Genomic DNA, 17,948 nt, shown 5'->3' with positions numbered 1-17,948 from the left:
CTGATTCATACAACAAAAACGAGCAGGAATCCCGAAAAATATTCATTTTATTTCTATCTGGACTATTCAATGAGATTTTTATTGTGAAAGACTGTATTCCCGCTAAGTAAGCTGATAAAATCCTGCGCCATCACAACGAAACAAGTTGCCGCGGTACAACGGCGCTTATTTGCACAAATCCATTGACAAAAGAAGGTTGAACAGGCATATTCCTCGGCCTTTGAATTGTCCTCGATAGAATATATTTGGGAGTTGGACCTTGGCTAATATCAAATCAGCTAAGAAACGCGCCATACAGTCTGAAAAACGTCGTCAGCACAACGCTAGCCGTCGTTCTATGGTGCGTACCTTCATCAAGAAGGTATATGCTGCTATCGCTACTGGCGATAAAGAAGCTGCACAGAAAGCATTTAATGACATGCAACCTATTGTCGATCGTCACGCCTGTAAAGGTCTGATCCACAAAAACAAAGCAGCACGTCATAAATCTAATCTGACGGCTCAAATCAACGCAATGCAATAATTTGCGTTTGAATTACTGAAAAACCGGCCTGCGCCGGTTTTTTTGTGTTTGCAGTTATTATCAATTATTTTTTAAGCGCGCTTCTTAGGTGGCACATTAAACAACGCAGAAAAATCTTTATTACATACCCTTTGAACAGCCGGGTGTTGAATCATTCGTTCAGCAAAAATCACATAATACTCTTCTTGTACCGCATCCAACCGACCAATTTCAGCAATATCATTATCTGCAAAAATATCATTGGTATACAAAGATGGCGCGACAAAAATCGCATTATGATACATACCAAACGCTTTCATTAACGCGGCATCATCAAATTCACCCAATACTTCAACCTGAAGATTTTTATTACGTATCCAAGTCAACAATTTACGCCCCAACATAGAGCGGCGTCCTGGAACCAATAAGCGACGTTCTTCCAAACATTCCGGGAAAGGTTTTTCCGGGATAGGTTGTCGGCAGAAAAAACTCACATTACATTCACCCAGTTTTACTGAGAATAGCCCTTCCTGCTGGGAAGAGTCCACCGGACAATCGGACAATATCATATCGAGTTTGTGCTGGCTGAGCTGTTCCAACAGCAATTCATGAGTGGATTCAAAACAACGTAGATGGATCTGTTCATGTTCCACAACCGCCGTTTTTAATACTTGGCTTACCAGACGTTTGGATAATGCGTCAGCCACACCAACATCAAATAAAAGGTTAGATTCACGGCTGTAATTAACGATATCCAACATCTCCTGGCTCAGCATAAACATCTTATCCGCATAACGGAAGATAAGCTGCCCTAACTCTGATGGTACTAAACCCCGACCTTGACGTTTGAACAGTTTTCCTCCCAGACGCTCCTCCAGCGCCTTTATCTGTCCGGTGATCGTCTGAGGTGTTAGATAAAGCGCCTCTGCCGCCCCAACCACAGATCCTTCCTTGCAAACATGCCAGAAATAATAGAGATGATTAAAATTCAGATGTGACACCCGCATATATTTTTCCTTGTGTATCGCTTTCGTCTAACAGACTACCTAGCCATACATCTCTAATTTACCGTTTTACGGCGATTTCCTGTTTTCCACTACATAAAATATCCGCGATACCATTTTATTATTGTACCGCGAGTACAAAAATGAGAGTCAGTTCGGAAATTCTTTCTAAAACTACCGGCTAAATTAATGAATTTACCACGGCTCTGCCATCACTTTTTCTTTGGTAAGACCATTCGTAACAAGCCATAACCCATAAACGCAGCGATGGTTGAACCCATCAGAATGCCAAGACGAGAATAGATACTGAAAGATTCATCTCCCCCTTCAAAGGCCAATCCTGAAATAAAGATAGACATAGTAAAACCGATTCCACAAAGAACGGAAACCGCAAATATCTGTTTAAGATTAATCTGCTGTGGCAATTTAGCAAATCCGATCTTAATAGAAATATAGCTAAACAGAAAAATTCCCAATGGTTTACCAAGAAACAGAGCGGCAGCAATACCTAGCGGTAATCTATCGGTCAAACCATTTAACGTCACGCCATTCAGGACGATACCAGCATTGGCAAAGGCAAATAATGGCAAAATAAGATACGCCACCCAAGGATGCAAACCGTGCTCAAGTGATTCAGATGGTGAATGACCATTCCGGCTACGCAGAGGGATCAGAAAACCAACGATAACCCCAGCCAGTGTTGCATGAACACCCGATTTTAGGATGCAAACCCAAAGAATAGCGCCAATAACCATATAAGCCGATGTTTTTTCGACACCACGCCAATTCATCCAAACCAGCAAAGCCGTCATTGCTACTGATAATCCAAGCGCCACAAGGGAGACTGTTTTGGTATAAAACAGAGCGATAATCACGATAACGCCCAGATCATCAATAATCGCTAGCGCCAACAAGAAAACCTTGAGTTCTGTTGGTACTCGTTTAGACAATAGCGCCATCACACCCAAGGCAAAAGCAATATCAGTTGCCGCAGGAATAGCCCACCCCTGACGGATAAATTCATCATCGCCATTAAATAGCAGATATATCAATGCCGGAGCGACCATACCACCTATCGCCGCTATTACCGGAAATACTGCCTTATCACGCCCTGCCAAAGAACCTTCCAGAAGTTCCCGTTTGACTTCCAGACCAACAATCAAAAAGAAGACCGCCATTAAGCCATCATTAATCCACAACAATAAGGGCTTATTGATCTCCAATGCAGCGAATTGCATTACTACCGGAAGATTGAGAAATTGCTGATAAGTGCCCTGTAATGGTGAATTTGCCATCATCAGCGCAATAATGGCAGCGATGATAAGAAGGAGCCCTCCAGCCGCTTCTAATTTCAGGAATTGACGAATAATTGCTGTCACGATGATTAACCTCTGAAATTGATCGGACTTAAATGGTACTCTAGCGATGGTTTCGAAAAAAATCGATTTTATAACCAGAATAATTCGCTATAACCGATCTATTGATGATCTACATCTCAATAAAATAGATTATCAATCAGAGGAAATCGTTAAATGGAGAGACCCTATTTATCTTACATTAGCACCAATTTCCCGCATCTTAGCCAAAATGCGGTTTAAATCATCTTCTAATAGTGTTAACTGTGTTGCGATATAGATTAATGAGATTTCCTGTAGTAGGAGGAGAATAATTGCTGATCAGCCGCATAAGTATTCCAGAACAAATCCCCTCAATAGAGCCAATTAATTAAATAAATTTAAGCAATAGAGTTGTGATGGTAGCTACCGCACCAATAAGACTAGAAGCAACAATAATCGGATACCATGCCGCCTCACGATTTATCTTTGTCGTTTCCGCCATTAATTTTGCTATTTCAGCGTGGATTTTTTCGAGTTCAGCAATAGTCATGTCAGTAGTGCTCATCGTTCTCCCTTTTTAGGGATGCCAAGCTGCGGCTATTCCGCTACCTTAATATTATTATACCCGTTATCTTTCAAATTGCCTCCTCACACAAATGACTTTCAGTTTATAATTCTCAACTCAGACAAAAAGTCCTCATTCAAACGAGGACTTTTTACTAGTAATTCGAGCGTTATTCAGCAATCCAGCTCTATATATGTGGAGATATCGACTGTTACTTGGTCAAATCATCAAAGAACTTCTTTACGCCATCGAAGAAACTTTTAGAACGCGGGCTATTCGTTTCTTCGCCAGTACCGCCGAAAGATTCACCCAATTCGCGCAGTAATTCTTTCTGTCTTTCATTCAATTTAACCGGCGTTTCTACCACTACCCGGCACAGTAAATCACCCTGAGCGCCACCACGGACAGATTTAACGCCTTTGCCTTTCATGCGGAACATTTTACCTGTCTGAGTTTCCGCAGGTATTTTCAGTTTCACACGGCCATCAAGGGTTGGTACTTCGATTTCTCCGCCCAGTGCCGCCATTGCAAAGTTAACCGGCACTTCACAATAGAGATTACTTTCTTGACGCTCAAAAATATGGTGCGATTTTACCTGTACCTGAACATACAGATCACCTGCCGGTGCGCCTTTTGCTCCTGCTTCACCCTCACCACTCAAACGAATGCGATCGCCGGTATCAACACCCGCCGGGATCTTAACAGACAGGGTTTTGTATCTTTCAACTCGCCCATGACCATGACATTTATGGCAAGAATCCTTAATGATCTGACCACGGCCATGACAGTGTGGACAAGGTTGCTGAACGGTGAAAAATCCCTGACGCATGTGAACCTGACCAGCACCTTTACAGGTTGAGCAGGTTACAGGGCTGGTTCCTGCTTTAGCACCGCTGCCATGACAGGTATCACAGGTTTCCAATGTCGGGATGCGGATCTCTTTGGTCACACCACGAACCGCTTCTTCCAGCGTCAACTCCATGCTGTAACGCAAATCAGCCCCGCGACTTGGACGCTGCTGACGACGACCACCGCCGAAGATATCACCGAAAACATCACCAAAGATATCACTAAAATCAGCGCCGCCGCCGCTACCCATGCCTCCCTGTTCAAAAGCAGCATGGCCATATTGGTCATAAGCAGCTCGTTTCTGATCATCCGTCAGAATTTCATAGGCTTCTTTAACTTCTTTGAATTTGCTTTCCGCATCTTTATCGCCCTGATTACGATCAGGGTGATATTTCATTGCCAGCCGCTTATAGGCTTTTTTAATCTCTTTTTCGTCCGCTGTTTTGGAAACACCCAAAACTTCGTAACAGTCTCTCTTTGCCATCTCTTATTTTACCCTTAACATACGCGCACGGGCGCAGAGTTCCCTCAACGCCCGTGCCGGTTAATCAGCAACAATTGTCATAACTATCGCCACGCCCGCTAAGGGCAATTATTTTTTATCTTTAACTTCTTCGAATTCAGCGTCTACAACGTCGTCATCTTTCTTCGCACTGTCGCCAGCGTCTGCAGTCGCACCAGCTTGTGCCTGCTGCTGGGCAATTTCCAACAACTTAGCGGAAGCCTGAACCAAAGCCTGAATTTTCGCTTCGATATCCGCTTTGTCTTCGCCTTTAGCAACTTTTTCCAACTCAGCCACAGCGCCTTCAATCGCGGTTTTATCTTCTGCCGGCAGTTTGTCACCGGCTTCTTCTACTTGCTTACGCGTGCCGTGAACCAGTTGATCTGCCTGATTACGGACCTGTACCAACTCTTCAAACTTACGATCAGACTCCGCGTTCGCTTCTGCATCACGAACCATCCGTTGAATTTCTTCTTCATTCAAACCGGAAGAAGCCTTGATAGTGATCTGCTGTTCGCGGCCACTATTTTTGTCTTTAGCAGATACATGCAGAATACCATCAGCATCGATATCAAAAGTCACTTCAATCTGAGGCATACCACGAGGCGCTGCCTGAATCCCATCCAAATTGAACTGGCCCAGAGATTTGTTATCGCCGGCACGTTTACGCTCACCCTGCAATACATGGATAGTTACCGCAGATTGATTATCTTCCGCCGTAGAGAACACTTGGCTGTGTTTGGTTGGGATCGTGGTGTTTTTCGTAATGAGGGAAGTCATTACGCCACCCATTGTTTCGATACCCAGAGACAATGGTGTAACATCCAGCAACAATACATCTTTCACATCACCGGCCAAAACACCGCCCTGTACCGCAGCTCCCATTGCTACCGCTTCGTCAGGGTTCACATCTTTACGTGGCTCTTTACCGAAGAAGTCAGCGACGACTTTCTGTACCATTGGCATACGGGTCTGACCACCCACCAGAATGACATCGTTCACATCAGAAACTGACAAGCCGGCATCTTGCAATGCAACTCGTACAGGCTCCATAGAACGTTTAACCAGCTCTTCCACCAATGATTCCAGCTTCGCACGGGTCACTTTGATATTCATGTGCTTAGGACCAGTCGCATCCGCGGTGATATATGGCAGGTTAACATCGGTCTGCTGTGCGGAAGAGAGCTCAATTTTGGCTTTTTCCGCCGCTTCTTTCAGACGTTGCATCGCCAGTGGGTCGTTACGCAGATCAATGCCCTGATCTTTCTTAAATTCGTCAACCAAGTAGTTGATCATACGACTGTCGAAATCTTCACCGCCCAAGTGGGTATCACCGTTGGTCGCCAGCACTTCATAGGTTTTTTCGCCGTCAACTTCATCGATTTCGATAATAGAGATATCGAAAGTACCACCACCGAGGTCATAAACCGCGATAGTACGGTTACCCACTTCTCTGTCCAAGCCATAAGCCAGTGCAGCAGCGGTTGGTTCGTTGATAATACGTTTTACTTCCAGACCTGCGATACGGCCCGCGTCTTTGGTTGCTTGACGCTGAGCATCGTTAAAATATGCAGGTACAGTGATTACCGCTTCAGTAACTGGCTCACCCAGATAATCTTCCGCTGTTTTCTTCATTTTCTTCAAAACTTCAGCGGAAACCTGAGGAGGAGCCATTTTCTGGTCTTTCACTTCCAGCCATGCGTCGCCATTATCCGCCGCAATAATTTTGTATGGCATGATAGCTACGTCGCGTTGCGCTTCTTCGTCTTGGAAACGACGTCCAATCAGACGCTTAATAGCAAACAACGTATTTTGCGGGTTAGTAACAGCCTGACGTTTAGCCGGTTGACCAACCAGAGTTTCACCATCCTGGGTATAAGCAATGATGGAAGGGGTTGTGCGATCGCCTTCGCTGTTCTCCAGCACACGAGCTGTCGTGCCATCCATAATAGCTACACAAGAGTTGGTAGTTCCCAGGTCGATACCAATAATTTTACCCATCTAAACGCCTCCAAAGAAATTCGTAATCAATCAAGTTGCTAATCAATATGAGGATAACTTTCTGCTTTTCAATGGCACCCATTTTTATGCCTCTACGCGATTCCTCACTTTTGCTTATATATACCGGCTGTATAGGACAGCGATTAGCAACTGCGGTTGATTATAAGATGGGGTCGTTAAAACTATCATCAAGGGGGGATGTGAAAAAAAACCTTTTTATTATTTCAAAGGTCATTGTTTCCTTGCTGACAGATCATTATGATTCGCCACCTTTGCTATTTATGACTTTTATGATTTTCTTTCAGAGGACTTATGAGCGCGAATCAATTGGCTAATCCCGGCCCCTTAGGTTTGATGGGCTTCGGCATGACAACCATTCTTCTGAATCTGCATAACGCAGGTTTTTTTCCACTGGCATCCGTTATCCTGAGTATGGGCATTTTCTACGGCGGCCTGGCCCAAGTACTGGCAGGACTTTTTGAATATAAGAAAGGCAATACCTTTGCCGCAACTGCTTTCACCTCTTATGGGTTATTTTGGCTCAGTCTGGTTGGATTATTATTTCTTCCCAAAATGGGACTGGCGGAAGCCACCAGCAGCCAATATTTAGCGGTATATCTTGGCCTGTGGGGTATGTTTACCCTGTTTATGTTCTTTGGCACCTTCAAGGCTAACCGCGTGCTACAGTTTATCTTTGGCGGCCTGACTCTGTTGTTCGCTCTGTTAGCGATTGGCAACTTTACCGGAAATACCACTCTTCTGACAATTGCCGGTTATGAAGGGATAATTTGTGGCGCCAGCGCAATTTATCTGGCAATGGCGGAAGTGCTGAATGAACAATATGGACGCACTATTCTACCTATTGGCGAGATAAAACCGTAATAAACTGCGGGTTGGAAGAAGGCAATTTTTTCTCCCTCTTCCAGTCCGTTATGAACGTAGAGAAAGAACCGATGATATTTACCCCAACGCTCGTCAGACTAATGTCCGTTGAATGTGCATCAATTTAGCCACAATTATATTGAACCAATATTGTGAATCTCGAATTGATAGCAAGTACGGTGCTTATAGCGTTGGTTAGGACGAAGTATGCAGCTCTCTTGCTCCCATTCAGGATGATTGGGAGAATCCGGTAAAAATTGTGGCTCAAATGCCACTCCCGCATAGTTCTCATACCACCCACCATTACGGCTAGGCGTTCCACTTAACCAATTTCCCGAGTAAAACTGCACAGCCGGTTTTGTGGTGAAGATTTTCATTGTGATTGCTTCATCGGGGGAAGTAATTGAAATTGCATAATCCGAATTCAAACGAGCGGCTTGCAACCAAAATGAATGATCGTATCCATTCACAATCTGTTGCTGTTTATCCAGCATAAAGTGACCGTTAATTACTTTAGGTTTTCGAAAATCAAAACCCGTATTATTAACCGAAGCCAGTTGGCCCAACGGAATACCATATTCATCGATCGGTAAATAGTCGTCGCTTTTCACCTCTAGGCGATGCGATAAACATGTTTTTCCAGAGTCCGCCCCCAACAAATTAAAATAAGCGTGATTAGTCAAATTAATGGGCGTCGCAGCATCTGTATGGGCTAAATAATCCACGATTATGTGATTATCATTGGTTAATATGTAACGAACGGTCACAACAACATTACCAGGAAAACCCTGATCACCATCTGGTGACTGTAATGTAAAACTCACTGAATAGGCATCTCTTGCAGTGATTATCCAACGTCGCTTATCAAAACCCTCAATCCCACCGTGCAAACAATTTCCCGCCTGATTGACATGTAATTGATAAGTTTTACCATCAAGATTAAAACATCCATTTGCAATACGGTTAGCGTATCGTCCCACAGTAGCACCTAAATAGCTGGTCTGTTTATAAAAGTCTTGTAAAGTGGCAACACCTAGTAAAACTTCTCTTTTCTCCCTATTTAAAGGTACACGGCAACTCAGCCAAGATGCGCCAATATCCATCAACACAACGGAAAAACCCGAAGTATTGGAAAGACAGACAAGATTTGCTTTTTTTCCATCCAAAGCAATATGTTGTGTCATTGAAGTGTTCAATAATTCAAAATAAGCATCTACCATTTTATTGCCTACAATGTTTCAACCAAACTTGCACCGTCCGAAGCCCGGCACACATAAATGGTCTCTTTCAAACCTGTCGATACAAAATAGTGTTGCTCTACCGCGCCTCTAACCACATCAACCAAAGTTTGGGGGACTAAAGCCACCACACAGCCACCAAACCCACCACCGGTCATCCTCACTCCACCCTGTTTACCAATGGCTTGCACCACAATATCAACCAAGGTATCGATTTCAGGCACGGTAATTTCAAAATCATCACGCATTGATTGATGTGATTGCGCCATAAGTTCCGCGATTAATGGCATATCACCCTCGGCCAACGCTTTTGCTGCCAGAAGTGTACGTTCATTTTCTGTAATTACATGGCAAGCACGTTTAGCCACTATGCTATCAAGCTCAACACTCCGTTTTTCAAATTCATCTAATGTCACATCCCGCAAAGCTTTAACGCCAAATAATACCGCCGCGTGTTCACACTGAGCTCGGCGGATATTATATTCACTGCCAACCAATTCCCGTTTTTTATTTGAATTAATAATCATAACTGCAATATCTTTCGGCATAGATACGGCTTGGGTGGTTAAATGACGACAATCAATTAATAACGCATGATCTTTCTTACCTTGCGCGGAAATTAATTGATCCATAATGCCACAATGGCAACCGACAAATTCATTTTCAGCTTGCTGCCCATTTAATGCTATTTCCGTTTGGCTAATAGCTAAATGGTAAAGTGTTTTTATCGTTTCACCAATCACTGTTTCCAGTGCAGCCGATGAACTTAACCCCGCCCCTTGTGGCACATTACCCGTTACCACAATATCTGCCCCGTTAAATATATATCCACGACTAAGCAAGCATTTTACAACACCGCGAATATAATTGGCCCACATTTTATTTTCGTCAAATTTAATAGGCTGGCTAATATCAAACTCGTCTAATTGATTACCATAATCAACCGAAACAACACGGATAATATTATCTTCCCGCTTCGCCGCCGCAACCACAATTTGGTAATTAATAGCACAGGGTAACACAAAGCCATCATTATAATCAGTGTGCTCTCCAATCAAATTAACCCGACCTGGTGCTTGAATAATATGTGTTGGCATATAATGAAATACCAAATCAAAAACATCTTTAACACAATTAATTAAAGTTTCCATCATTTCATTCTCAAATAATATATTAACTGAACGATACTTCTCATGAAATATCCTGCCAGATAATTAACATTATTGCGCTTTATAATGTACATCACTCACCGCACGTAAAAATTTAGCCGCCTGTTCTGCGGTTAAATCACGTTGTGTTTCAGCAAACATTTCATAGCCCACCATAAATTTTCGCACAGTAGCCGATCGCAATAATGGCGGATAGAAAAGTGCATGCAGTTGCCAATGTTCAATATCGGTGCCTTGGTCAAAAAACGGTGCAAAATGCCAACCCATTGAATAAGGAAAAGAGCTATGAAATAAGTTGTCATAACGACTGGTAAGCTTTTTAAGCACGACCGCCAAATCATCGCGTTGTTCATCCGTTAATTCATTCATACGACGAACATGAACTTTAGGTAACAACATGGTTTCATAGGGCCATGCTGCCCAATAAGGCACAACCGCCAACCAATGAATTGTATCGACCACAACCCGTTCACCATCAACTAATTCAGCCTGAACATAATCCATCAATAAATTGGAACCCTGTTCCTGGTAATAAGCACGCAGTTGTTGATCTTTACGCTCAATTTCGTTTGGCAGAAAACTATTCGCCCAGATTTGCCCATGAGGATGAGGCTGAGAACAGCCCATTACTTCACCCTTATTTTCAAAAACCTGAACCCAAAGATATTCTTTACCCAACGTTTCAATGTGTTCATTCCAGGTATCAATTACCTGACGAATGTGCTTAACCGACAATTCAGGCAATGTCTTACTGTGATCCGGAGAAAAACAGATTACACGACTTAATCCTCGTACTCCTTGTATTTTAAACAATGGGTGAGACGATTGAGGCACATCAAGTGAATCTGGTATTAAAGCCGAAAAATCATTATTAAAAACAAAAGTTCCTTGATAAGCAGGATTTTTATCACCGGAAATACGTGTATTTGATGGGCAAAGGAAACATTGCTCATCATAGCTTGGAATATCATCTATCAATGATTTCTCATCTTTTCCATGCCACGGCCGCTTTACCCGATGAGGAGAGACCAAAACCCATTGCCCGGTTAGCGGATTATAACGACGATGGGGATGTTCAACAGGATTGAATACAATCTTGGACATAACAGTCTCTACCTCATTTATATTTTCCAATACCGATTGTGAAAATCTTTATTCACACTCAGGCTGGACACAGTTTAACAACGGGCATTAATACTAATCTGAGATACCAATCACGTAAATGTAAACAATTACACAAGAAACTTAGATATAAACCTAAAAGACAGATTAAGGTGTTCAACTTCGGCATATTCTGCAAACATGAGTTAAAGTCACAGTAAATTTACTTAATCTATTAATTAAAACAAATCATTAAGAATTAAGATAAATTACAAATACGATATTTAATAACAATTTTGTGATTCTGATTACATCCCCATCAAATAGTAACGTTTACAATTTAGTATCAAATAGACTAACCAGGAAAAGAAACATGTCCACTATAGAACACGGTTTAAGCTTGGTAGATATATTGGTATTTATGTTCTATGTCGCCATTATCATCAGTGTGGGACTCTGGGTATCCAGGGATAAAAAAGGCTCGGACAAAAGCACTGAAGATTACTTCCTGGCAGGTAAATCCTTGCCCTGGTGGACAATAGGCGCCTCACTGATCGCGGCAAATATTTCCGCCGAGCAATTTATTGGCATGTCCGGCTCCGGTTATTCCATTGGTTTAGCAATCGCTTCTTATGAATGGATGGCGGCAATTACATTAATCATCGTAGGTAAATATTTCTTACCTATCTTCATTGAGAAAGGCATTTATACTATCCCAGAATTTGTGGAACAACGGTTTAATAAAAATTTAAAAGCCATTCTGGCGGTGTTCTGGATCTCACTCTATATTTTCGTCAATCTGACCTCTGTACTTTATTTAGGTGGCTTAGCACTGGAAACCATTCTGAAAATTCCATTGATCTATTCCATTATTGGGCTTGCAATATTTGCCTTGGTTTATTCTATTTACGGCGGCCTCTCGGCTATCGTCTGGACCGATGTTATTCAAGTCTTTTTCCTGATATTAGGGGGATTGCTCACAACACTTATTGCCGTCAGCTATATCGGCGGCAGTGAAGGTATAATAGCCGGATTTGCCAAAATGGTTGATGCAGCGCCAGGACACTTTGAAATGATTTTGGATAAAAGTAATCCTCAATTCATAAACTTGCCTGGTGTTGCTGTATTGATTGGCGGTTTATGGGTCGCTAACCTCTATTATTGGGGCTTCAACCAATACATTATTCAACGTACCCTTGCTGCCAAGTCAGTGCAGGAAGCGCAGAAAGGAATTGTTTTTGCCGCTTTTCTGAAACTTATTCTGCCTTTCCTGGTCGTTGTACCGGGCATTGCCGCTTACGTGATCACAACCTCCCCTGAATTAATGGCAGGTTTAGGCGACCTTGCGCTAAATAACGTGCCTGATGCAACGCATGCAGATAAAGCTTATCCGTGGTTAACCCAATTTCTACCTGTCGGTTTTAAAGGCATCGTATTTGCCGCATTAGCAGCCGCTATCGTTTCATCATTAGCGTCGATGCTCAATTCGACCGCCACCATTTTCACTATGGACATTTATAGGGAATATATTTCACCTGATTCAAGCGACCACAAACTGGTTAATGTTGGCCGTATTTCTGCCACTATTGCCCTGATTATCGCCTGTTTTGTTGCGCCAATGCTTGGCGGTATTAACCAAGCATTCCAATATATTCAAGAATATACCGGTCTTGTCAGCCCAGGTATTTTAGCCGTGTTCTTACTTGGGTTATTCTGGAAAAAGACGACCAGTAAAGGGGCGATAATTGGTGTGGTTTTATCGATCCCCTTTGCCTTATTTCTGAAATTCATGCCGTTTGCAATGCCATTTATGGATCAAATGCTCTACACATTACTCTTTACACTGGTCGTTATTGCATTCACGAGTTTAAGTACATCGGCTAATGACGATGATCCCAAAGGTATTATATTGGTTTCATCTATGTTTGCGACGGACCGCAGTTTTAATATTGCATCTTATGCCATTATGATCATTCTAGCTGTATTGTACGTTGTTTTCTGGTAGTCAGTCTTTGACAGCCTCTATTATTAGAGGCTGTCACAAAAGGCCGACGTTTCTTATGAAATGGCGAAAATAAACAGAATACAAAAGAACAAAGTGCAGAAACTTATTTTAATTTCACCTTCTCAAGCGCCGCAAAAATTTGCTGTTTATCTGAATCTTTTAAGTTATGTTGTTGAATATTCCTCATAAACATTTCTTTGTCAGAAGCGCTTATTTTCTCTCCGGCTTTGAGTAAGATCGCAATTTGTTGGAAGATTTTCGTATTCAGCCCACTAATTTTAATCCGAACATCATCTAGCGACTTCGGTTGCCAACCATTTTCAGGAACTAACAACCAATCAGCTCGATAACGATATTGAATCGCCTTTGCAGCATCCATCTGAATTATAATGAACGGCCTAACTGATTCTCCGCTTAACCCGAATGATTCAGCCTCACTTATTGATTTAGCAAGAACCTTATCTTCTTGAGCCAAGACTTCAACAGGTAAATGGTTTTCAGCCTTGTATTCCGCTACGTCTTTCATGTAAGAAAGGCGCTGATTAATCAACTGAGCTACCGTCGTCTTTGCCTCCATTGCTAACGTCACCGTTGGCGCCATTGCGCTCATAATCAATGCCAAACCAGCAATAAAGCCAATCCTTACTTTTTTTGACCATTCCATTTTTTCACCTCAGGGTTTATTCCAGATAAAAAATTCGCATGCCAAGTAAATTTTTTACTAAAGTTAATTATCCTTCGAAAAAAGACCATCATTTACAAAATATTTTTTAGAAAAGGAAAGTCTTGCTCATACGCTATACAAACTCTTTTATATATATTTTCATCTCCTTCACTATGAGACCAAAGTGTTAAATAATAGTTTTCACCATTATATTTTTGAAAAACAATCCATTCTCCAGTCATATTTTTCATTTCAATCTTTTCATTATACGCACCGACAGTTAACTGATGGCATATATATTTAAAGAAATCGTCATCGGCATATCCTGAATTATTCTTATTAAATCCTTCATCTACTACTTTATATATATAATCATCACCATTCAATTTATTTATAATATTTTTTAAAATAAACCTCGCATCAGTAAAATGAACTTTCATCAGCCGTTTTAATGGATTATATCTAAATTCACTCTCATTTTTAATGGACGAGTTTTTTCTTATCCCCTCCAGGGATTCAATTTTATTTGTAATATTAAAAACATTTATGATTCTTCCGTAATATAATTGCATAATTTGGGCAATAAATACAGAACTTATGCGTGATAAATCAACATAACAAAATCCTGGCAAACTATTAGCGAAAGCTAATAATTCACTTCTAGATAAAGACACATTTATCATTATTCCACCTAATTAATCTATTCATAAGTTAGTATTTTAATTCTCACTTTATTTTTATAGAGACAATCTCCAATCAAAAAAATTCTCACCTAATTACTATAATACTTAGTAATTCAAATGAATAGATATCCATATGTTGAATGTTTGTCACGTTGATCTTAAAACACTTTTATATAATCGGATATCAAACTAATTACTTCCCTCATTGTTTGTAATATTTTTCCTCCATATTATCTCTATTTTCAGTATATAGTAAAAACTCTTCATCTATTTATAACTCCTTGATTTACGCGCGATGACTGCCCAGACACGATGAGGTATAAGCAAAGGCTCTTGAGGAAAGTTCTTTACGAGTAATTCCTGATGTTCTTCATCAAATTTATGAACACTTTCTTTATTTAAACTAGCAGAAACACCTGCGCTAGCTCTAATACGCCCATACCAACGTTCATGGGTATACGGAATCTCTAAATCAAAACTAAAAGTCTCTATACCAACAAAACCACTTTTGGCTAAATCTTCCAACCAGCGTGGATAAATTCCTGACCCACCAGACATATTCCATTTCGAATTATGCTTTAATATTAAGTTCTCTGTAGCTTCTACAACATTACCCGGCAAAGGGAGCCAATCGAAGTGACAAATTACCATAGTGCCGCCATTACGAAGGACTCGAAAACATTCACTACCTGCTTGCTCTGGATTAAACCAATGCCAACATTGACCAGCGATGATAACATCTTGAGTCTCATTTTGTAGCGGAATGTCTTCTGCCTTTCCTAGCTTATAATCTACAAAAACCTTTGCCTTAATATCTAAAGCCCTAGCCTGTTTCAGTAATGGTTCAGAGATGTCCATTCCTGTTACTTCAGCGCCTACTTGCGCTAATTGCCTGGCTAAAGTCCCTGTTCCTGTTCCAAGGTCCAAAATTCTTTGACCAACTATTCCAACCCCATAGGGTTTAAGGCGAACCAACAGAGCAGGAGGAAATCCCTCACGATGTATTGCATAATCCAGTACTGTTTTCCCGAAATCAATTTCAGTATCCATTGAACTTTCCCACTAATTTTTTAAGTATTAATAGTTGGAACAATTTTCTTTCTATTCCAGCTTGTCACTGTGATGTGTAATACCGCCCATTATTAGTGGGCACATTCAGGGAGCAATTAATTCGATAAGCTCATGCAGCGCCGAGCACTTTTCGGCCTAAAAGCCGCGACTACCTTATCATCGGTTTCCACATACGGGCCATCCAGCAATTGGATACAATATGGCACACTGGCAAAAATGCCGGATACCAGAACTTTGCCGTTTTCGTCTTTCAAGCCTTCCAACGTTTCCGCGATTGCTTTTGGTTGCCCCGGCAAGTTCAAAATCAGCGCCTGTTTGCGGATAACACCAACCTGACGGGATAAAATTGCCGTTGGAACAAATTGCAAACTAATCTGACGCATCTGTTCGCCATAACCCGGCATTTCACGGTCTGCAACCGCTAATGTGGCATCAGGCGTCACATCTCGGCGGGCGGGGCCGGTTCCACCGGTGGTTAAAACCAGATGACAGCCGATTTCATCCACCAACTCACACAAGGTTTGTTCAATGATGATCTGCTCATCTGGGATCAGGCGAGTCTCTATCTGAAAAGGGGTGGTAATCGCCCTTTTTAGCCACTCTTCCAATGCCGGAATCCCTTTGTCCTGATAAATACCGCTTGATGCACGATCAGAGACGGATACCAGGCCAATGCGCAATTCATTCATATAAACCTCAATTAACACGATTAACTAAATAACAAAAAGGCGGCCAATTATGCCGCCTTTAAAGCTAAAAGAATAGTTTATAGCCTATCATTACAGCAGATCAGCGATCATCTTCTCAAGTTTGCCCTGATCAATTGCAAATTTACGGATACCATCCGCCAGTTTTTCTGTCGCCATTGCGTCCTGATGATGTTCCCAGTAGAACTGAGCCTCATTCAATGGCTCTGGACGCGCTTTAATTTCACCGGTATAACCCAGTTTACGTTCAACTTCACCCTGAGCTTCGGACAGCTCTTTCAACAGCGCAGGCGCAATAGTCAAACGGTCACAACCCGCCAATTCCAAGATTTCACCGGAATTACGGAAACTTGCTCCCATAACCACAGTGTTATAACCATGTTGTTTATAGTATTGGTAGATTTCAGTCACAGAAATGACGCCGGGATCTTCGTGTGGAGCGAACTCTTTCTGATCGCTGTTCGCTTTATGCCAATCAAGAATACGGCCAACGAATGGTGAAATCAGATAAACCCCGGCTTCCGCACAAGCACGCGCCTGAGCGAAGGAGAACAGTAGTGTCAGGTTACAGTTAATTCCTTCTTTTTCTAGCTGTTCAGCCGCGCGGATACCCTGCCAAGTTGAAGCCAATTTGATCAGAATCCGATCATTGCTGATACCAGCTTCGTTATACAACTTAATCAGGCGTTTAGCTTTGGCAACACTGCGTTCGGTGTCATAAGACAAACGGGCATCAACTTCTGTCGAAATACGGCCAGGGATCAGTTTAAGAATTTCCAAACCAATATTTACTGCCAATTTATCACTCGCATCCACAATCTGTTGTTCGCGGGAATCGCTCTGTTCACGCGCCCACGCAATTGCTTCATCAATTAATTTACGGTATTCGGGAATCTGTGCAGCGTTAAGGATCAGAGATGGGTTAGTTGTCGCATCTTGTGGCTGATAAAGTTTCATCGCCGCAATATCCCCGGTATCTGCTACTACTGTTGTCAGTTTACGCAGGGAGGTTAGTTTATCGGTCATTTTGTCATATCTCATCGTTATGCGTGAAATTGTGGCATTGTTATTGAGCCATCCACTGATAATAACACGGTAAGACCTTGCTGCAAGGCGGTAAAAACGATCACTCGCAGTTACTCACTCTGTAGCCAATCTTTTCATACCATTTCTCTAATGTTCAATATTGAACCAATAGTTTCCATGTGTGAAACAACGATTATTTTCTTATTTTTATCAATTCTATCTATTAATTTCCTACAATCAAACTCATCAAATATAATTACCTCTGAATCCGAGTTATTGAGATAATCTAAAAATCTATCATTTGCTAAATAGGAATCAAAATTATGCTTTATATACTTACCACTCAACCAACGATTTTTCTGTGTCGTGAATATTAGAAAAAATACCGAGGGAGATAATTCACTGAATTCAATAAATTGAAACTATTGCCAATAATTTCATTCAAAATGAATTACTTTAATGTTAGTTTACTCTCAACGTCAGCGCTTATTTTCTTTGCAACAAAAACTGAACTCAAAGAACACATTGCAAAAAAGACAAATAAAACACTACTTCCTAAATAAATTTTCAAAATAATAGATCACTGGAAGGGAACTCAGTCCGATTTTTGCGATCTGATCAATTGCCAAAAATCCCAAACCT

16 protein-coding genes are annotated in these 17,948 nt (G+C 41.5%); 3 read left to right on the top strand and 13 right to left on the bottom strand.

The window, feature by feature from the left end; translation table 11 throughout:
• Nucleotides 1-259: 259 nt before the first annotated feature.
• A complete protein-coding gene (gene rpsT, locus Phpb_RS21090; RefSeq protein ID WP_036777011.1) occupies nt 260-523 on the top strand; it encodes a 30S ribosomal protein S20 in 264 nt (87 codons plus the stop codon).
• 71 nt (nt 524-594) lie between these two features.
• Here the strand turns inward: rpsT and nhaR are convergent, their stop codons facing one another.
• The 5 genes from nhaR to dnaK form a co-directional block, all read right to left on the bottom strand.
• Nucleotides 595-1,509 carry a transcriptional activator NhaR gene (gene nhaR / locus Phpb_RS21085; protein ID WP_049583755.1) on the bottom strand — a complete coding sequence of 305 codons (915 nt, stop codon included), beginning with the start codon at nt 1,507-1,509 and terminating at the stop codon, nt 595-597.
• A gap of 209 nt (nt 1,510-1,718) precedes the next feature.
• Nucleotides 1,719-2,885: a Na+/H+ antiporter NhaA gene (gene nhaA / locus Phpb_RS21080; RefSeq protein ID WP_065392084.1), complete on the bottom strand. Its 1,167-nt coding sequence runs from the start codon at nt 2,883-2,885 to the stop codon at nt 1,719-1,721.
• A 346-nt stretch (nt 2,886-3,231) separates the two neighbouring features.
• Entirely contained in the window at nt 3,232-3,408 is a 177-nt protein-coding gene (locus Phpb_RS26170; RefSeq protein ID WP_165603329.1) for a hypothetical protein, read from the bottom strand.
• Between the two features lie 211 nt (nt 3,409-3,619).
• Complete coding sequence (gene dnaJ / locus Phpb_RS21075) at nt 3,620-4,741, bottom strand: molecular chaperone DnaJ (RefSeq protein WP_065392083.1); 1,122 nt, start codon at nt 4,739-4,741, stop codon at nt 3,620-3,622.
• A 108-nt stretch (nt 4,742-4,849) separates the two neighbouring features.
• The gene (dnaK, locus tag Phpb_RS21070) at nt 4,850-6,760 is read right to left on the bottom strand and encodes a molecular chaperone DnaK (protein ID WP_065392082.1); all 1,911 of its coding nucleotides are present in this window, start codon (nt 6,758-6,760) and stop codon (nt 4,850-4,852) included.
• Between the two features lie 312 nt (nt 6,761-7,072).
• On the opposite strand from dnaK, the gene satP reads away from it, so the two are divergent.
• Nucleotides 7,073-7,642, top strand: a complete 570-nt coding sequence (gene satP, locus Phpb_RS21065; RefSeq protein ID WP_065392081.1) for an acetate uptake transporter — start codon at nt 7,073-7,075, stop codon at nt 7,640-7,642.
• Nucleotides 7,643-7,776: 134 nt separating this feature from the next.
• Here the strand turns inward: satP and galM are convergent, their stop codons facing one another.
• The 3 genes from galM to Phpb_RS21050 form a co-directional block, all read right to left on the bottom strand.
• On the bottom strand, nt 7,777-8,826 hold the full coding sequence (galM, locus tag Phpb_RS21060; RefSeq protein ID WP_240492638.1) for a galactose-1-epimerase: 1,050 nt from the start codon (nt 8,824-8,826) through the stop codon (nt 7,777-7,779).
• Nucleotides 8,827-8,870: 44 nt separating this feature from the next.
• Nucleotides 8,871-10,031: a galactokinase gene (galK, locus tag Phpb_RS21055; protein ID WP_065392128.1), complete on the bottom strand. Its 1,161-nt coding sequence runs from the start codon at nt 10,029-10,031 to the stop codon at nt 8,871-8,873.
• Nucleotides 10,032-10,100: 69 nt separating this feature from the next.
• Entirely contained in the window at nt 10,101-11,153 is a 1,053-nt protein-coding gene (locus Phpb_RS21050) for a UDP-glucose--hexose-1-phosphate uridylyltransferase (RefSeq protein WP_065392079.1), read from the bottom strand.
• A 370-nt stretch (nt 11,154-11,523) separates the two neighbouring features.
• Here Phpb_RS21050 and Phpb_RS21045 point away from each other — a divergent pair, with 370 nt between their 5' ends.
• Nucleotides 11,524-13,155 (top strand): sodium/sugar symporter, encoded by a 1,632-nt coding sequence (locus tag Phpb_RS21045; protein WP_065392078.1) that lies wholly within the window; start codon nt 11,524-11,526, stop codon nt 13,153-13,155.
• A 103-nt stretch (nt 13,156-13,258) separates the two neighbouring features.
• Here Phpb_RS21045 and Phpb_RS21040 read toward each other — a convergent pair whose 3' ends face one another.
• The 5 genes from Phpb_RS21040 to tal all read right to left on the bottom strand — a co-directional run bounded on the left by Phpb_RS21040 (nt 13,259) and on the right by tal (nt 17,306).
• Entirely contained in the window at nt 13,259-13,819 is a 561-nt protein-coding gene (locus Phpb_RS21040) for a chorismate mutase (RefSeq protein WP_065392077.1), read from the bottom strand.
• A 92-nt stretch (nt 13,820-13,911) separates the two neighbouring features.
• Nucleotides 13,912-14,502 (bottom strand): hypothetical protein, encoded by a 591-nt coding sequence (locus Phpb_RS21035; RefSeq protein ID WP_065392076.1) that lies wholly within the window; start codon nt 14,500-14,502, stop codon nt 13,912-13,914.
• Nucleotides 14,503-14,769: 267 nt separating this feature from the next.
• On the bottom strand, nt 14,770-15,552 hold the full coding sequence (locus Phpb_RS21030) for a class I SAM-dependent methyltransferase (protein ID WP_065392075.1): 783 nt from the start codon (nt 15,550-15,552) through the stop codon (nt 14,770-14,772).
• A 116-nt stretch (nt 15,553-15,668) separates the two neighbouring features.
• Entirely contained in the window at nt 15,669-16,262 is a 594-nt protein-coding gene (gene mog, locus Phpb_RS21025) for a molybdopterin adenylyltransferase (protein WP_036812282.1), read from the bottom strand.
• A gap of 90 nt (nt 16,263-16,352) precedes the next feature.
• Complete coding sequence (gene tal / locus Phpb_RS21020) at nt 16,353-17,306, bottom strand: transaldolase (RefSeq protein WP_065392074.1); 954 nt, start codon at nt 17,304-17,306, stop codon at nt 16,353-16,355.
• Nucleotides 17,307-17,948 lie beyond the last annotated feature (642 nt).

The sequence above is a fragment of the Photorhabdus namnaonensis genome, assembly GCF_001684335.1.
Lineage (GTDB): Bacteria > Pseudomonadota > Gammaproteobacteria > Enterobacterales > Enterobacteriaceae > Photorhabdus > Photorhabdus namnaonensis.
Note: the sequence above shows the minus strand (reverse complement) of the source record. Positions and strands in the feature narration are given on the sequence as shown.

Coding starts and splice junctions, on each gene's coding strand:
- nhaR (WP_049583755.1), bottom strand. CDS start 1,509: ATGCGGGTGTCACATCTGAATTTTAATCATCTCTATTATTTCTGGCAT.
- Phpb_RS26170 (WP_165603329.1), bottom strand. CDS start 3,408: ATGAGCACTACTGACATGACTATTGCTGAACTCGAAAAAATCCACGCT.
- dnaJ (WP_065392083.1), bottom strand. CDS start 4,741: ATGGCAAAGAGAGACTGTTACGAAGTTTTGGGTGTTTCCAAAACAGCG.
- dnaK (WP_065392082.1), bottom strand. CDS start 6,760: ATGGGTAAAATTATTGGTATCGACCTGGGAACTACCAACTCTTGTGTA.
- satP (WP_065392081.1), top strand. CDS start 7,073: ATGAGCGCGAATCAATTGGCTAATCCCGGCCCCTTAGGTTTGATGGGC.
- galM (WP_240492638.1), bottom strand. CDS start 8,826: ATGACACAACATATTGCTTTGGATGGAAAAAAAGCAAATCTTGTCTGT.
- galK (WP_065392128.1), bottom strand. CDS start 10,031: ATGGAAACTTTAATTAATTGTGTTAAAGATGTTTTTGATTTGGTATTT.
- Phpb_RS21050 (WP_065392079.1), bottom strand. CDS start 11,153: ATGTCCAAGATTGTATTCAATCCTGTTGAACATCCCCATCGTCGTTAT.
- Phpb_RS21045 (WP_065392078.1), top strand. CDS start 11,524: ATGTCCACTATAGAACACGGTTTAAGCTTGGTAGATATATTGGTATTT.
- Phpb_RS21040 (WP_065392077.1), bottom strand. CDS start 13,819: ATGGAATGGTCAAAAAAAGTAAGGATTGGCTTTATTGCTGGTTTGGCA.
- Phpb_RS21035 (WP_065392076.1), bottom strand. CDS start 14,502: ATGATAAATGTGTCTTTATCTAGAAGTGAATTATTAGCTTTCGCTAAT.
- Phpb_RS21030 (WP_065392075.1), bottom strand. CDS start 15,552: ATGGATACTGAAATTGATTTCGGGAAAACAGTACTGGATTATGCAATA.
- mog (WP_036812282.1), bottom strand. CDS start 16,262: ATGAATGAATTGCGCATTGGCCTGGTATCCGTCTCTGATCGTGCATCA.
- tal (WP_065392074.1), bottom strand. CDS start 17,306: ATGACCGATAAACTAACCTCCCTGCGTAAACTGACAACAGTAGTAGCA.